This window comes from Pseudomonas sp. FSO-7 (assembly GCF_059579345.1).
The window spans coordinates 3,947,549-3,962,134 of record NZ_CM184193.1; the positions used below are offsets into that span (position 1 = coordinate 3,947,549).

14 protein-coding genes are annotated in these 14,586 nt (G+C 59.2%); 5 read left to right on the forward strand and 9 right to left on the reverse strand.

Features of this window, described 5'->3' with window-relative positions; translation table 11 throughout:
- Window positions 1-12: 12 nt before the first annotated feature.
- Window positions 13-1,263, reverse strand: a complete 1,251-nt coding sequence (locus tag AC515T_RS16980; protein ID WP_496529276.1) for an MFS transporter — start codon at window positions 1,261-1,263, stop codon at window positions 13-15.
- 102 nt (window positions 1,264-1,365) lie between these two features.
- On the opposite strand from AC515T_RS16980, the gene AC515T_RS16985 reads away from it, so the two are divergent.
- A complete protein-coding gene (locus AC515T_RS16985) occupies window positions 1,366-2,334 on the forward strand; it encodes a cupin domain-containing protein (RefSeq protein WP_496529277.1) in 969 nt (322 codons plus the stop codon).
- A 107-nt stretch (window positions 2,335-2,441) separates the two neighbouring features.
- Here AC515T_RS16985 and argC read toward each other — a convergent pair whose 3' ends face one another.
- Window positions 2,442-3,371 carry an N-acetyl-gamma-glutamyl-phosphate reductase gene (gene argC / locus AC515T_RS16990; protein WP_496529278.1) on the reverse strand — a complete coding sequence of 310 codons (930 nt, stop codon included), beginning with the start codon at window positions 3,369-3,371 and terminating at the stop codon, window positions 2,442-2,444.
- A 114-nt stretch (window positions 3,372-3,485) separates the two neighbouring features.
- Here argC and AC515T_RS16995 point away from each other — a divergent pair, with 114 nt between their 5' ends.
- Complete coding sequence (locus tag AC515T_RS16995; RefSeq protein ID WP_496529279.1) at window positions 3,486-4,370, forward strand: LysR family transcriptional regulator; 885 nt, start codon at window positions 3,486-3,488, stop codon at window positions 4,368-4,370.
- Window positions 4,371-4,475: 105 nt separating this feature from the next.
- Entirely contained in the window at window positions 4,476-5,429 is a 954-nt protein-coding gene (locus AC515T_RS17000) for a hypothetical protein (RefSeq protein ID WP_496529280.1), read from the forward strand.
- 6 nt (window positions 5,430-5,435) lie between these two features.
- Here the strand turns inward: AC515T_RS17000 and AC515T_RS17005 are convergent, their stop codons facing one another.
- The 3 genes from AC515T_RS17005 to AC515T_RS17015 form a co-directional block, all read right to left on the reverse strand.
- A complete protein-coding gene (locus AC515T_RS17005; RefSeq protein WP_496529281.1) occupies window positions 5,436-5,762 on the reverse strand; it encodes an antibiotic biosynthesis monooxygenase family protein in 327 nt (108 codons plus the stop codon).
- Between the two features lie 41 nt (window positions 5,763-5,803).
- Window positions 5,804-6,778, reverse strand: a complete 975-nt coding sequence (locus tag AC515T_RS17010; protein ID WP_496529282.1) for a zinc-dependent alcohol dehydrogenase family protein — start codon at window positions 6,776-6,778, stop codon at window positions 5,804-5,806.
- Window positions 6,779-6,841: 63 nt separating this feature from the next.
- Window positions 6,842-7,144 carry an ArsR/SmtB family transcription factor gene (locus tag AC515T_RS17015; protein ID WP_186610312.1) on the reverse strand — a complete coding sequence of 101 codons (303 nt, stop codon included), beginning with the start codon at window positions 7,142-7,144 and terminating at the stop codon, window positions 6,842-6,844.
- Window positions 7,145-7,315: 171 nt separating this feature from the next.
- Here AC515T_RS17015 and AC515T_RS17020 point away from each other — a divergent pair, with 171 nt between their 5' ends.
- On the forward strand, window positions 7,316-9,175 hold the full coding sequence (locus tag AC515T_RS17020; RefSeq protein WP_496529283.1) for an ABC transporter ATP-binding protein: 1,860 nt from the start codon (window positions 7,316-7,318) through the stop codon (window positions 9,173-9,175).
- 209 nt (window positions 9,176-9,384) lie between these two features.
- Here the strand turns inward: AC515T_RS17020 and AC515T_RS17025 are convergent, their stop codons facing one another.
- Together AC515T_RS17025 and AC515T_RS17030 are read right to left on the reverse strand one after the other, a co-directional pair.
- A complete protein-coding gene (locus AC515T_RS17025) occupies window positions 9,385-10,353 on the reverse strand; it encodes a WaaS/CpsH family glycosyltransferase (protein WP_496529284.1) in 969 nt (322 codons plus the stop codon).
- Between the two features lie 494 nt (window positions 10,354-10,847).
- Complete coding sequence (locus AC515T_RS17030) at window positions 10,848-11,567, reverse strand: DUF1353 domain-containing protein (RefSeq protein ID WP_496529285.1); 720 nt, start codon at window positions 11,565-11,567, stop codon at window positions 10,848-10,850.
- A gap of 201 nt (window positions 11,568-11,768) precedes the next feature.
- Here AC515T_RS17030 and AC515T_RS17035 point away from each other — a divergent pair, with 201 nt between their 5' ends.
- The gene (locus AC515T_RS17035; RefSeq protein ID WP_496529286.1) at window positions 11,769-12,662 is read left to right on the forward strand and encodes a LysR family transcriptional regulator; all 894 of its coding nucleotides are present in this window, start codon (window positions 11,769-11,771) and stop codon (window positions 12,660-12,662) included.
- Here the strand turns inward: AC515T_RS17035 and AC515T_RS17040 are convergent.
- Together AC515T_RS17040 and AC515T_RS17045 are read right to left on the reverse strand one after the other, a co-directional pair.
- Window positions 12,650-13,861 (reverse strand): (R)-mandelonitrile lyase, encoded by a 1,212-nt coding sequence (locus AC515T_RS17040; RefSeq protein ID WP_496529287.1) that lies wholly within the window; start codon window positions 13,859-13,861, stop codon window positions 12,650-12,652. The genes AC515T_RS17035 and AC515T_RS17040 overlap by 13 nt on opposite strands.
- Window positions 13,862-13,971: 110 nt before the next feature.
- A complete protein-coding gene (locus AC515T_RS17045) occupies window positions 13,972-14,490 on the reverse strand; it encodes a hypothetical protein (protein WP_496529288.1) in 519 nt (172 codons plus the stop codon).
- Window positions 14,491-14,586: the final 96 nt, after the last annotated feature.

Sequence of the window (14,586 nt, forward strand, 5' to 3'; positions counted from 1 at the left end):
TGGAGAGCCGGATCAAAGGTGCAGCGCCGGCCTGACCTGGGCACCGCCACCAGCAGAAGGAACCCGGACACGCCACGCAATCAGCAACGCGGCCAGCAGCATCAGCACGGCCGCCGCTACGAATACGCCTGCGCTGCCACCGAGGCTGAACATCGCACCGCCAGCGGCGGCGCCGGTTGCGATGGCCGACTGCACAGACGCCACCACCATGCCCCCGGCGCTTTCCGCCTGATCAGGTATTGCGCTGGCGACCCAGTTCGACCACGCCACCGGTACACCACCAAAAGCCAGGCCCCAGATCGCCAGCAGCACCGCCTGCCCCGGCACCGAGGCCGGCAACAGGACCAACGCCAGTGCGGCAACGCCCACCAGCGCGGGCATCAACACCAAGGTAGCCAGCGGGTGACGCTCAAGCAGCCACCCAGCCAACAGCGTGCCGCCAAAGTTCGCCACACCGAAACCCAGCAGCATCAGCGACAGCCCTTGCGGGCCGATGCCGGTAGTGCCCTCGAGGAATGGCCGAACATAGGTGAACATCGCGAAGTGGCCGCTGTGCACCAACACACAACCGAACATACCCATGGCAATGCCCGGGCGCTGCAACACCTCGAGTATGGTGCGCAGGCGTGCCGGCGTGCGCGGCGTAAGGCGCGGCAGCGTGAACGACTGGAAAGCCAGGGTCACCACACCGACCGCCGCCGCTGCAAAGAACGCGCTGCGCCAGCCATATAAACCGCCCAGGTAGCTGCCCAGCGGGACCGCAACCACCGTCCCGACGGCAATGCCGCTGAAAATGATCGAGAGCGCTCGGGGCAACAACGCCCCCGGTACCAAGCGCATCGCCACCGCCGCCGCCATGCTCCAGAACCCGCCGAGGGCAATGCCCAGCAAGATACGCATCACCAATAGCACCGCGAAACTGGAGGAAACGGCGACCAAAAGATTGGATGCGATCATCAACGTGGAAAAACCCAGCAGCACCCAGCGGCGATCGATACCGCGGGTCAGGCCTGGCACCAACAAGCCCGCGAACAGTGCCACCACGGCTGTCACCGTTACCGCCTGTCCCGCCAGCGCTTCGGACACCCCCAGATCGGCAGCCATCGGCGTCAACAGGCTGGCCGGAAGATACTCGGCGGTGAGCAATCCGAACACGCCCATCGCCAACGAGAATACGGCCATCCACGCGGGGGTCGCAGGTTCTACATCCAACCCGGCGCCGGGGCGGCTGTCGGATACGGCATTACAAACACAGTCAGTCATTGCACGGTTCTCCCAATCTTGATCGCGACCCGCAGTCTAGGCGCGGGAAATCGGATGATCTATGATCGAAAACCTCAATTTTTTGACTGAAACACCTGAACGATGCCTAGCGATCAGTTTGCCCTCTCCTCGGATCTCATCAATGAGCTGCTGCGCGGCATGCGCCTGCGTGGCGTCGAGTACCGGCGTATCCAGGCCGGTCCAGCCTTCGGCCTGGGCTTCGCTGACAAACCTGGGCATGCCTGGTTCCACTTCCTGGCGGTCGGCAATGCAGTGCTGCGGATGGAGGACGGGACAACGTACGCACTGTCCGCCGGCAACGCCGTATTCATCTCCCACGGCGCAGCCCATCAACTGCTTTCACATACGGACGCGCCTGTTCAGGACATCGACCGTTTAGACGGCGCCCCCCTCGGTGACACCGTCAGCGCGGTGGAGACCGGAACCGATGCCGGCCCCACGCCGACCACCCTTTTGTTCAGCGGCTGCATGGAGTTTGAATTGGGCAGTATCCATGACCTTGGCCGGCTGATGCCGGGCCTGATGCTGATCGATGCCGGTGGCCAGCGTTACCCTGGGCTGGTGCCTATCCTGAGCACCATGGAACGCGAGGTCAGCGCCGCGCGTGTCGGCTTCGCCGGCATCCTCGCGCGTTTGGCCGACGTGGTGGCCGCCATGATCGTTCGTGGTTGGGTGGAGTGCGCCTGCGGCAATGCCTCTGGCCTGGTCGCCGCATTGCGCGATCCACGCTTGGCAAATGCGCTTCTCGCGCTCCATCAACAACCGGGGCGCGACTGGACCGTTGCGCAGCTGGCGGAGCAATGCAATACCTCGCGCTCGGTCTTCGCGGACCGTTTCCAGATGACGATTGGCATGGCCCCGCTGCGCTACGTCACCGAACTGCGGATGCGGCTTGCGAGCCAGTGGCTGACGCTCGATAGGCTGCCGATTGAAGAGGTGGCGCAGCGCTTGGGCTATACCTCTCAGGCTGCGTTCAGTCGCGCATTCAAACGCATCACGGGCAAGACGCCTGGATTGAGTCGTCAGTCGAGGCGGTCCGCTGTTTCGTGAAGTCGAGGCTTTGCGCTGTCGGGGGCATCTGGCAGCATCGGTCGAACCTAAAACATAAAAAAAGGACCGTAAAAAAGTGCCCAAGGGCACCAGGCTGCTTGGCGCGGTCATGCACCTGCAAGCATCAAGTCCAGATTCTGCACCGCCGCACCCGCGGCGCCCTTCCCTAGATTGTCAAACACCGCAGCCAGTAAAACCTGCCCGGTCTCATCATTCCCAAACACCGACAACCGCAAATCATCAGTCCCGTTAAGCGCCTGAGGATCAAGGGTCGTCAGCGTTTTAGCTTCCTGCATGGACATCACGTGTACATGGCGCGCATCGGCGTAGTGCTGCATCAGACACGCATGCAACTGCGCCGCACTCACGCCCGGCGCCAACAACCGGGTTTGCACAGGTATGGTCAGCACGATCCCTTGCCGAAAAGCGCCATAGGCCGGCACAAACATCGGCCGTTGCGTCATTCCGCTTTGCTGCTGAATCTCCGGAATATGCTTGTGTGCCAGCCCCAGCCCATAGACCTGAAACGCCGACGCCTGTGCTGCGCCCGCCCCTTCATGCTCTTGCACGCCGACCCGTCCTTTTCCGGAATAACCCGACACGGCATGAATGTTCATTGGGTAGTCCCTCGGTACCAATCCGGTCTCCAGCAACGGGCGCAGTAACCCGATCGCCCCCGTTGGATAGCAACCGGGGTTGCTGACCCGTCGCGCGGTGGCAATGCGTTGGGTCTGCTGCGGATTCATCTCCGCGAAACCATAGGTCCAGTCTGGATGGGTACGGTGCGCCGAACTCGCATCGATCACCCGAACGGCAGGGCTTTCGATGGACGCTACAGCCTCGCGCGCGGCTTGGTCGGGCAAGCACAAAATCGCGATGTCGCAGCGGTTGATGGCTTCGGCGCGACGTTGTGGGTCCTTGCGATACTCGGCGCTGAGGGTGAGCAGCCGCAGATCGCGGCGATCGCGCAGACGCTGATGGATTTGCAACCCGGTGGTGCCTTGGTCGCCATCGATGAATACAAGGGGACTTGCCATGGCATGCTCTCGAACATTGGAAATCAGGAGTTCCCATGTTCAGCGAAGCGCTAAGATAGGAAAAGTTGAATTTATAAACGCTGAAATTCAGTTTTTCTGAACAAGGAACCCCTCATGCGCGAAATCAGCCTGGACCGTCTGCGCACGTTGGTGGCGATTGCCGACCTGGGATCGTTTGCCGAGGCAGCGCGTGCGCTGCACCTGGCGTCACCCACTGTCAGCCTGCATATCGCCGACCTGGAGGCGCGGGTGGGCGGCAAGCTGTTGTCGCGCACTCGTGGGCGCGTTCAGCCTTCAGCGATAGGGCACACACTGGTGGAACGCGCGCGGCGCCTGTTGGCGGATGCGGAGCAGGCGCTTGAGGACGTGGAACGTCAGGTACAGGGACTGGCCGGGCGTGTGCGACTAGGCGCCTCCACCGGGGCCATCGCACAGTTGCTGCCCAACGCTTTGGAGACACTGAGCCAACGTCACCCCGCTATCGATGTGCAGGTCGCGGTGCTCACCTCCCAGGAAACCCTGAAGAAGCTTGCCGAGGGCTCGTTGGAGATCGGTCTGGTCGCGCTGCCGCAGCCGCCGGTGAAGGGCTTGCGGATCGAGCCGTGGCGACGGGACCCAGTCATGGCCTTCTTGCCGGCTCGCTGGGAATGCCCGGATACCGTGACGCCCGGTTGGCTGTCCGCTCAGCCGCTGATTTTGAATGACACCACCACTCGCCTTTCGCGCTTGACGTCGGAGTGGTTCGCCAGTGACGGTCGACAGCCTGTGCCGCGCATTCAACTGAACTACAACGATGCGATCAAGAGCCTGGTGGCGGCTGGATATGGGGCGACGTTGTTGCCCCATGAGGCTTCCACGCCATTGCCCGATACCAGGGTCGTCATGCGGCCATTAAAGCCCTTGTTGTGGCGTCAACTGGGGATTGCCCACCGCAGTCAGGACATCGAACGGCCTACGCAGCATGTGCTGGATGTGTTGTGGGAGTTGAGTGCGGAGTGATTTTTTCCAGGTATGAGGTATTCTGCGCGGCGTAAAAACACGATCCTGGCCTGCTTGTCACGGCCCCTCGAATGGTCCTTAAAGGCGGCGCATCAGGAGATTTGCATGTTGTTTGGACATCGGTTCGAGCGCACCGCACAGGATGACCTGCACATCCACTCGCGCAACCTGGTGCAGAGCGCATTCGTGCTGCTGACAGGCGTTCTTGCCTTCATCTTGCCGGTGGCGTTCGTCGTGTTTGTGATCGCAGATGGAGGCTCGCCTCTGACTGACCTGGATCCGCTGACTTCACTGCTGATCGTGCTCGGGCTGCTGCTGATTCCGGCCCTCGGCCTACTCCTGATGGTGTACACCGGCATCCGCGAAACCTTGCTGCTATCGCGACGCGACGGTGAAGGTCAGCGCCGCACCCGTAACTTTTTTGGGCGTCGCGAGCGTGTGCATTCGGTGTTTAGAATCGATACCCCTGAATGCCTCGAACTTCGTCGCCGCCAAGATGCTGAATCGGCCTACACCCAGCTGTGGCTGGTGATGCGCGATGGCACTGAGCACCGTCTGACAACCGACAACGTTCCGGTACTGCCGGGAAGTCAACGCACCGACGTGTGGCTGCGTGAGCTGGCCGATTATCTGAAAGTGGCAGTGCCCACCGAAGTCGTGGTGGGCTCGGCGGCGGGTGTGAAGGCAACCTACAGGCCTGCTCCAGCCCCAACCAGCGGTAAGGCGGTGAAGGAAGCCAGGCAGCGCAGAGCCAAGGGGCTCACGGCTGCCCATGAGTCCACCCAAAAACTAGGCACCCCGGCACGCGTCCTGCTCACTTTAATGGGTGTTTTCCTGGCACTGCTGGAGCTGAGTCACGTCATCGCCTTGGTACCCGCGCTGTTTAGCGGGCGGCTGCGCGTCGGTGGCTTTAGAGGCACCACCTTCTACTGGGCTGAGCAACCGCTCACCTTTTCATTCAACATGCTTGTAGGCATGGCCGAGGTGTTGATCATCGGGTTCATCGCCTGGGGCTGTTTGCGCATGGCGATCCGGGGCCGGATGAGTTCCAATCCCTGAGAGCGGTCAATTCGACCACCGCTCGGTCAGGAACGGTGAACAGGAAGCTGCTCCCTCAATATGGTAGACCCTCGGTTCTTCCGAAAAATATTCCTCCAGGCCCATCATGAACAGCCGATGGTCTTCACTCTCTTCAAAACCCGGCGTGTGATCCTCAAGTGAAGCCCAGCGCACTATCAGATTGAATTGCTGAGGGGTCTCAATCCCTTGCGCTAGCATGTGGCCGCCGTAACCCTTTGCGCGGGCAAGTAAAGGAGCGACCTCGTCAAATGCACGTCTGAACATTTCGATGCGTTCTTTGTGCACGGGGAGCAGAGCGATCTCATAAATCATGGCATTCCTCGAAAATGGCTTAAATGGTTAAAAGTACGCACTCACGGGATGAGCGATGGCTCGACGGCAATTGCGATTTTTCCTTGAACACCGTTGTTGGGACTCTCCAGCCGGGCATGGGCGAGCGCAATGTCGGCAAGCGAATAGACGGCGCCTACATGCGGCCGCAACTGACCTCTCGCGACCAACGTGCTCAACTCGTCGAGTTTGCCGCGGTTCTGTCTAGTGAAAACGAAGTGATAACTCGCGTTCTTGCCCCAGGCCTGAACAAGGTTTTGTGGCTGGGCAATGTCCACGATCGTGACTACGCGGCCAAGCTGTGCCAGCGCATCGGGGCTGCGCGACAATGTATTGCCGCCAATGGTGTCGAACACGACATCAACGCCGCGACCACCTGTTTCCCCCATGATGACGTCGACGTAATCCTCCTTTTCGTAGTCGATGACCACATCGGCCCCCAGACTTCGTGCGAACTCAGCGTTTGCCTCGCGCACGGTCGTGAACACCCTGGCTCCCATGGCTTTTGCCACCTGGATCGCCACATGACCGACACCTCCCGCACCGCCGTGTATCAATATGCTTTCCCCCACTCTGAGCGCCGCACGCACGATCAGCGCCTCCCATACCGTCCCGCCAACCAAGCTCAGGCTTGCCGCCTCAAGATGGCTTAGCGAGGAAGGCTTCTTCGCGATGATGCTTTCGGCAGCAACGTGGTACTCGGCATAACTGCCTGGCCCGTCAAATATTTGCGGGGTGTACCAGACTTCGTCTCCTGGCGCGAAGGCTGTCACACCTGGCCCAACTTCTTCGACAACGCCCGATACATCGTGGCCGGTAATGGCCGGCAGTTGCACCAGGTCGGGATAGTCGCCACGTCGAACCTGATAATCCAATGGGTTGATGGAGGTTGCGTGTACCCGGACCAGGACTTGTCCCGTGTGCGGCACAGGCTTGGGCACATCGCGGAGTTCGAACGATCCCGGCCCGCCAAATGATTTAAGTACCATCGCTTTCATTGTAAATCCTCGTATCGACAAAAAGGGATATCGAGATATCTCGATATCATGCGGTAAAAAAAACTACAGCTCTTTCCCTATGATCTCGGCAAGCGCGCTGATAGTGGCTTCATTCCGCTTGTAGTAAGTCCACTGACCGATGCGCCTGACTTCGACCAAACCCACACGTTGCAGCGTTGCAAGATAACCAGACACCGTTGACTGCGACAGGCCGATACCTTCCTGGATACTGCTGACGCAGACGCCCACCGTGAGAACGTCACCTTCGTCCTGCGGAGGGAAGTTCTTTGCGGGATCCTTCAAACCTTTCAAGATTTCAAGGCGTGTAGGGTTTGAGAGGGCTTTGAATATTTCGATCAATTCCATGGGCCGATCATATCGAGATTTACCGATATGTCAATACGAGACGTCAATGTGGTTCAGATGCCCGTCTGGACGACGCAAGACTGTCCCCTTGGAGCCATCCCCCACTCACATAACCCCGCAAGCAGCCTTTAAATGGCAGAATCCCCATCATCAATCGTTTCGGAGACCACCATGCTTCGCGTGTTTGAACAAAGACTCGACCCCTTCCCGCCTGACGAAGCACCACCGCCACCCGAAGGTCTGGCTCGGTTTCTTTGGGCCTGCACACGGGGCGCCCGCGGTTACATCCTTGCGTTTGCGCTGCTCAGCGCCGGTGTGTCGATCTACGAAGCCTGGCTGTTTTCCTTCCTCGGCCAGGTCGTGGATCTGCTCTCGACCTGGCAGGCCGGTGGTGAGGCGGCGGCGCAGGAAAGCCGCGTGCTGTGGGGCATGGGGATCGTCATGCTGGCCAGCATCGGGCTGGTGGCGTTGCGTACCATGGTGCAGCACCAGGTACTGGCGATCAATCTGCCGTTGCGGCTGCGTTGGGACTTCCACCGCCTGATGCTGCGACAAAGCCTGTCCTTTTTTTCCGACGAGTTCTCGGGTCGGGTCACCACCAAGGTGATGCAGACTGCACTGGCCGTGCGCGACGTGCTGTTCACCCTGATCGAGATCGCACCCGGCATCGGCGTGTACTTCATCGCGATCATCGCCTTGGCCGGCGGCTTCGCCCTGAAACTGATGCTGCCTTTCTTGGCCTGGATCGTGCTGTTCGGGCTGGCCATGTTCTACTTCGTGCCCCGCTTGGGGAAAGTCGGGCAGGAACAGGCCCATGCGCGCTCCTCGATGACCGGGCGTATCTCGGACGCCTACACCAACATCACGACCGTGAAGCTGTTCTCCCATTCCAACCGTGAAGCGCACTTCGCGCGCGCGGCCATGGAGGACTTCAAACAAACCGGCTTTCGCCAGATGCGCCTGGTCAGCCAGTTCGAAATCGTCAACCAAGCATTGGTAGTGGGGTTGATCATGGCTGCAGGCGGTTATGCCCTTTGGCTGTGGCATCAGGGCGACGTCGGTGCCGGTGCCGTAGCGGCGATTACTGCCATGGCATTGCGTATCAACGGCATGTCGCACTGGATCATGTGGCAAATGACCTCGCTGTTCGAGAACATCGGCACCGTGCAGGATGGCATGGCCACCCTTACCCGCGGCCCCAAGGTTCAGGATGCGCCGGACGCAGGGGTGCTGGTGACCTCCGGCGGAGCGGTCACCTTCGACAACGTGAGCTTCAACTACAATGGCGAACGTCAGGTGCTCGATGGCCTGAGCCTGGACATTCGCCCGGGCGAGAAAATCGGCCTGGTAGGCCGTTCCGGCGCGGGCAAATCCACGCTCATCAACCTGCTGCTGCGCTTCTATGATGTCGACAGTGGGCAGATCCGCATTGACGGGCAAGACATCGCTCACGTGACCCAAGACAGCCTGCGCAACGCCATCGGCATGGTCACCCAGGATACCTCCCTGCTGCACCGTTCCATTCGCGAAAACATCGCCTACGGTCGCCCCGATGCAAGCGACGCACAAATCCGCCGTGCCGCGGCCAATGCCCAGGCCGATGAGTTCATCAGCCAACTGAGCGACCGACAAGGTCACTCCGGCTACGACACCTTGGTGGGCGAGCGCGGCATCAAGTTGTCGGGCGGCCAGCGCCAACGCATCGCGATTGCCCGAGTGATGCTCAAGAACGCCCCGATCCTGCTCCTTGACGAGGCGACCAGCGCGCTGGATTCGGAAGTCGAAGTGGCCATCCAGGAAAGCCTCGATGAAATGATGCAGGGCAAGACCGTCATCGCCATCGCCCATCGGCTGTCCACGATTGCGGCGATGGATCGACTGATTGTCATGGATGATGGACGCATCATCGAACAGGGCACCCACACCGAATTGCTCGCCAAGAACGGTATCTATGCGCGGCTATGGCACCATCAGAGTGGCGGGTTTCTGGGTGAGGATCGGGGGGTGAGCGAGGCAATGGATCAGGTATGAGCGTGGATGGCCTGGGGTGATCTGCAAGTGGAATGCTCCTAACGTAAGTGAGAGCTGCCACGTTCGCTGCTAAACACCGGTACGTTAGGAAACCGGCGCACCCGAAGAGGCCCTGCGCACAGCCGCCATAAGAATTCGAGCAATAAAAATGCCCGCACTGAAGGCTTACTCGAGGTGGCGCTGTATATCGGCGGCGTCAAAGTGTGTCATTAACACGCTGCCGCAGCGTTTTCCCGAGTCAGACGTTCGATCATGTAATCCGGGGAATAGGCGTAGAGCGCTTCCTTGGGCAACGGCGAAAACGGGGAGCTGAGAAATTCGCCGAGGGTGGCTATGTCCCATTGATCCACTGCGCCGATCACAAAGATATTGCTCGGATGATAGAGCGGCGTGTCTTTGACAGAAGCGTTGTTGGTGATCAGTTTCTTGCCAAAGTAGGCGGCTTCAAGCGTTCGAAGCGTCAAGCCGGCTTGGTCTGGCTGGTTTATTTCAATCAAGACATCCGCCGCCAGCGACAGCTTCAGGTTGCTTTCATAGTCCAATAAGGTGTCGGTGTGGAAGCGTGTATCGGGCGTCGAGGTGTTATCCCGCACAATACGGAAATCAACTTTGCAACCATGCTGTTCAAGTATACCGGCGAGCCCGTCCAGCAGGGCGGAGCGTCCCTTGTCACGTCCCAGGAAGAAACAGTGCTGTTGGGTAACAGCTTTACGCGCTTGCGCCGTCAGCCGCTCGGCTTCTGCAAAGCCCAGTGGAAAAAACTGATTCAGGTGCTGCATGCCGAGAAGTCGGCATTGGGATTGATCGAAACTATAGATCCGGTCGAAGAGTGGGGTCATTTCTTCAACGAAAGCAACATCCACAAGATCACGAACCAACAGGATCTTGCGTCCCGGAAACACGCTGACGATCGAAGGCAAGACATTGCGCCTCACCTGTCCTTCGTTACAGATCAGTATATCCGAGCGATCAAACCCCCTGGCCGCGCAGTACATACGCCCGATCCACGACACGAGACGATCCTGCACGCTCTCGGCCTTGCTGAAGCCGGTAGCAACGCGATGCAGACGCTTGAGCAGCTTTGGCACTTCCAGTCTGCTGACATCGTAATGGTCTGCCAGATACTTGATGAAATGCCGCTCGTACTGAGCCGTCCAACCAAGAAAAAACGTACTCAACGTGTATTCCCTGAAAACTGACTGCGCCTGAACCTTAGGCGATGGAGAGCGAAAGTATCGCAGGCATCGTTCGCGAACTCGAGATCTATAACAGTCATCGGGCTGTCGCAGGTGCGTTCAGTGTCACCACCGTGAGGTGCTGGCGCTTCAATAGGGTTCTTTAGCTGGCGCGTCCTCGGGCCGTCCACCCACTCAGGCCTAGGGCTAACTGAAGCGGTTCCGGTTAATTTCGTCTCGCTACAAAATCAACGGCCCGACAACTCGCTGGACAAAAACACCTCTACAGCCAGCACATGAAAAGCAGGATTCCCCGACAAAAACCACCTCCACACTATCGACTACAGCCCCCTTTTCATACTCAATATCAAGCATCACATCCGAGCCAATGGAACGGACCTTCATCAAGCCAGACAACAATTTAGCGATTAGGCGAGTCGCCGCGTATCGATAATATCTACCCCCGCCGTGAAACGGCGAAACGCATTCTGACCGAGCTAGTATTTCTGTAATAGATTGGGATCATTCGCGCCCTCGGGGACGTACGTACTCCCCTGCCCCACGTAAAAATCATTGGGCTTGGCCGCCTCGGCATAAGCTTCGATTTCATTGAGACTCATGCTCGGATCCGCCTCAAGAGCCGCCTTGAAATTTTGTGTCGTCGTTATTGAACGTTCCCAATTAAGTTGACTTTCTTCTGAAACCTGTCCAGAAGGAGCTAACGTCTTGATGCAGTTTTCCCCACACCTCTCTCCAGCGACAATATCCTTCCAGTGCGGCCCAAAAGTAAAGACGGCAAAGTACATTGTTTTCGCCTTGACTTTATCAATACCCAGATCAATGAGCGCGTAATAAAACATCCGATGCGTTTCAACCCACGACCGAACCCGATTCTCTTTATAGCAATAGTGATCGTGAACAATTGCCGCTTTCAAGAAAGACGCGTCGTACGCATCGCCTATTATAGGTTGCGCCCATTTTGGGATCGATGCGCCATCCGTTGTCCCTGACTCGTGATTGCCGGCTTTCCAAACATCGGTTTGCCAAACCAAGCCATTTGGCGATTTGAACGTAAGCATCGATCCCAACTGACACTTTCGCTCCTTGGTCAATTGGCAACCGTCAGGGAGCAATATTAGCTCTCCTGTAAACTGACTCGCAAAAAGTATATTTGCGACCCCCATTAACAGCACCATAAGCGCTATAGCCCTACGCATACCGCCCTCTCCTTGTCGATATAACAATTAGCCAACTCAAATCACTTCTCGTGGAGCGAATAGCTGCGAGCTTCACTTACATCATGGGCTGCCAGTTGACTATAGCCGTCAATTTTCCAGGCAGATCCTGACTTCAAATGACTCAACCAATTAATACAACAGATGCCATAATTCAAGGCTGCTCATACCAGAGACGGATCAATGACCACCGAACGCTACGACCAACTCGCCATCTTCGCCGCCGTCGCCCAGGAGCGCAGCTTCACCCGCGCAGCGGCCAAGCTGAGCATGTCGCAACCGGCGCTGAGCCGGGCGATGCGTCAGTTGGAGGAGCGACTGGGGGTCAGGTTGTTGTCGCGAACGACGCGCAGTGTCGCCCCGACCGAAGCAGGCGAACACCTGCTGCGGGTGGTCGCTCCGCGGTTCGAAGAGATCGATAACGAGATGGCGATGCTCAGCGAGTTTCGCGATAAGCCGGCGGGTAAGTTGCGCATCACCGCGGGTGAGCACTCCGCGATCACGATCCTGCAATCCGTGCTCGCCAGGCTGTTGCCGGACAATCCCGATCTCAATATCGAAATCATCGTCGACTATGGGTTTACCGATATCGTCGCGGAGGGTTTCGACGCCGGTGTGCGGCTGGGTCCACAGGTCGCCAAGGATATGATCGCCATGCGTATCGGCCCTGACATGCGCATGGCGGTTGTGGGCTCGCCGGCGTATTTCGGCCGATATCCCAAGCCAGTCATCCCGGAAGACCTCACGGCGCACAATTGCATCAACCTGCGCATGCCGACCCATGGTGGTCTCTATGTCTGGGAGTTCGAGAAACATGGGCAGGAATTGAAAGTCCGGGTGGAAGGCCAGTTGGTGTTCAACACCATCGCGATGCGCCTGGAGGCCGCGCTTCAAGGGTTGGGACTGGCCTTCATGCCGGAGGACCTGGTGCAGGATGCCGTGGCGCAAGGCCGGTTGATTCGGGTGCTGGAAGATTGGTGCGAGCCGTTTTCCGGCTACCACCTCTACTATCCAAGTCGCCGCCAAAGTTCACCGGCCTTCACGCTGCTGCGCGAAGCCTTGCGCTACGAGGGTTGACTGGCCTGGACGGTGTCCAATGCTTCGGCAGCGCGCTTGGCTGCGGCGACGTCGCCCTGCCCGCTCAGTAGCTGGATCAGTTGCCGCAACTGCGCAGCGCTCAAGCCAACGCGCAGGCTGGCGGCCATGTGCGAGCGCAGTTGTGACTCCACGCCGGGGGTGACCGCCAGCGCGGCGACCGTCGCCAGCTCACGGCTTTGCCAGTCCAGGTTGTCACGCTCGAAAATGTCGCCGAACAGGTGCGTCTGCAAGTACTGGTTGATGACCGGGACAAAGTCGAACAACGGCCCCTGGACGGGCGCACCGGCAATGCGTGTCTGATTGGCCTTGCCCGCCGCCAGCAGCGCATCACCGGTGGGAATCAGGCGAGTGGGCGCACGACCCGGGTCGTCCTGGACGCCGCGTTGCTTGCGGGCCTCGACCACTTTCATCAATTCGCCGAGGGCGTTGAGGCTGCGAGGGAAACCGTTGTAGGCGTAGAGCTGCACCAGGACTTCCTTCGCCTCGCTGACCGTGAGGCCCGCATCCGGCCCTTGATTCAAGGCCGTATTGAGGCCGGGCATGTTGCTCGTCGCCATGGTGGCGGCAATCAACGGGATGGCTTGCTGCTTGGCCGATAGGGTTTGCGAAACCGCCACGGCCTCCGGTTTGGTCGATGGCGTCGGCCCCCCAGCGGCGCCGTATTGTTCTTCGCTGACCTTCTCCATCCACTCCACGTTTTTGCCCTCCACCGTGCCCGTCACGGCCAGGTGGGTCATGGCGCTCGTCGGTGCGGCGCCATGCCAATGCTTGACGCCTGGTGGGCAGACGATCACGTCGCCCGGAAGAATCTGCTGCACGGGCTTGCCCCATTCCTGCGTCAGGCCGACACCGGAAATCACCACCAAGCGTTGTCCGGCGGCATGGGTATGCCAGGCCGAACGCGCGCCCGGTTCGAAGCTGACGTAGGCGCCAGCGGCATTGTCTTCATCGGTGGCGGGGAACAACGGATCAATCCGCACTCGCCCGGTGAAAGAGTCCGCCGGGCCTGTGACCGCTGCCTGGCTCCCGGCCCGGCTGATCTGCTGCGAAGCCCGGGATTCGCTGGCGCTTTGTGTACTGGCGGCGTCGGCAAAAGGCGCCGCCGCGCATAACGCAAAACAGAGGCTACCCGCCTTGGCTGCGGCGGGGACTTTCGGCGGAGTCGAACGCAGAGTCATTTGGCTTTTCTCTCGATTGATAGCGTAGAAAAGCCAAATTACCCTTGTCGCATTAATCGATAAACCATGCCAATTACATAGCACTCATACCGCAATCGCATAAATCCGATTTACTTGATCTCGACCAACCGCAGTGCCTGTGATCCGTCCAAAGACAGGTGAATGACGGCGGCTCTGCTTGGGAAATTCGGCGCGTCCTCGTCGGTATTCTCCATCACGGGAATGTCGATCAGGGTCTGCTCACCGGTCGGGTCGCTGACCAGCTTGGCATCCAGTTTGTCGATGGCCCGCCAGCTGTCGCCACCGATGCGCATCACGTCCAACAGGCTGTAGTGCGGCACGCCGTCTTCGTTCTCTTCGGGCGTGAAGGCCGCCAGGTATTGGCTGTAATTGTTGCCCATACCAAACCCTTCGATAGTGAAGACCGCGAGGGTGACCTGGCTGTCCTCGCCGGTGTCCAGCGTCTGCACCAACGTCGCTTCCGGGTAGCCGGTGGCATAGCTGTCCTTGATGAGCGCGACCAGGTGCCCGATCTGTTCTTCCAGGGCTTTCGGAACGGGTTTCGACTCAGCGGCGTGAGTCAGGGTGCAGGTGAAAAACAAGGCAGCGGTCAGCAGGCGCAATTTCATGAAAATGAATGTCCAGGGCGTCGGGAGGTCAGCGCACGAGGATAGCGGTTGGCAAGGGACTTGGTAGCCCCTTGTTGATAGGTTTTGTGCTGGGGT

Bases quoted from the DNA above. Each gene is read 5' to 3' on its own strand.
- AC515T_RS16980 (WP_496529276.1), bottom strand. From the start codon at position 1,263: ATGACTGACTGTGTTTGTAATGCCGTATCCGACAGCCGCCCCGGCGCC.
- AC515T_RS17040 (WP_496529287.1), bottom strand. From the start codon at position 13,861: ATGACTCTGCGTTCGACTCCGCCGAAAGTCCCCGCCGCAGCCAAGGCG.
- AC515T_RS17020 (WP_496529283.1), top strand. From the start codon at position 7,316: ATGCTTCGCGTGTTTGAACAAAGACTCGACCCCTTCCCGCCTGACGAA.
- AC515T_RS17005 (WP_496529281.1), bottom strand. From the start codon at position 5,762: ATGATTTATGAGATCGCTCTGCTCCCCGTGCACAAAGAACGCATCGAA.
- AC515T_RS17010 (WP_496529282.1), bottom strand. From the start codon at position 6,778: ATGAAAGCGATGGTACTTAAATCATTTGGCGGGCCGGGATCGTTCGAA.
- AC515T_RS17045 (WP_496529288.1), bottom strand. From the start codon at position 14,490: ATGAAATTGCGCCTGCTGACCGCTGCCTTGTTTTTCACCTGCACCCTG.
- AC515T_RS16985 (WP_496529277.1), top strand. From the start codon at position 1,366: ATGCCTAGCGATCAGTTTGCCCTCTCCTCGGATCTCATCAATGAGCTG.
- AC515T_RS17015 (WP_186610312.1), bottom strand. From the start codon at position 7,144: ATGGAATTGATCGAAATATTCAAAGCCCTCTCAAACCCTACACGCCTT.
- AC515T_RS17000 (WP_496529280.1), top strand. From the start codon at position 4,476: ATGTTGTTTGGACATCGGTTCGAGCGCACCGCACAGGATGACCTGCAC.
- AC515T_RS17030 (WP_496529285.1), bottom strand. From the start codon at position 11,567: ATGCGTAGGGCTATAGCGCTTATGGTGCTGTTAATGGGGGTCGCAAAT.
- AC515T_RS16995 (WP_496529279.1), top strand. From the start codon at position 3,486: ATGCGCGAAATCAGCCTGGACCGTCTGCGCACGTTGGTGGCGATTGCC.
- argC (WP_496529278.1), bottom strand. From the start codon at position 3,371: ATGGCAAGTCCCCTTGTATTCATCGATGGCGACCAAGGCACCACCGGG.
- AC515T_RS17035 (WP_496529286.1), top strand. From the start codon at position 11,769: ATGACCACCGAACGCTACGACCAACTCGCCATCTTCGCCGCCGTCGCC.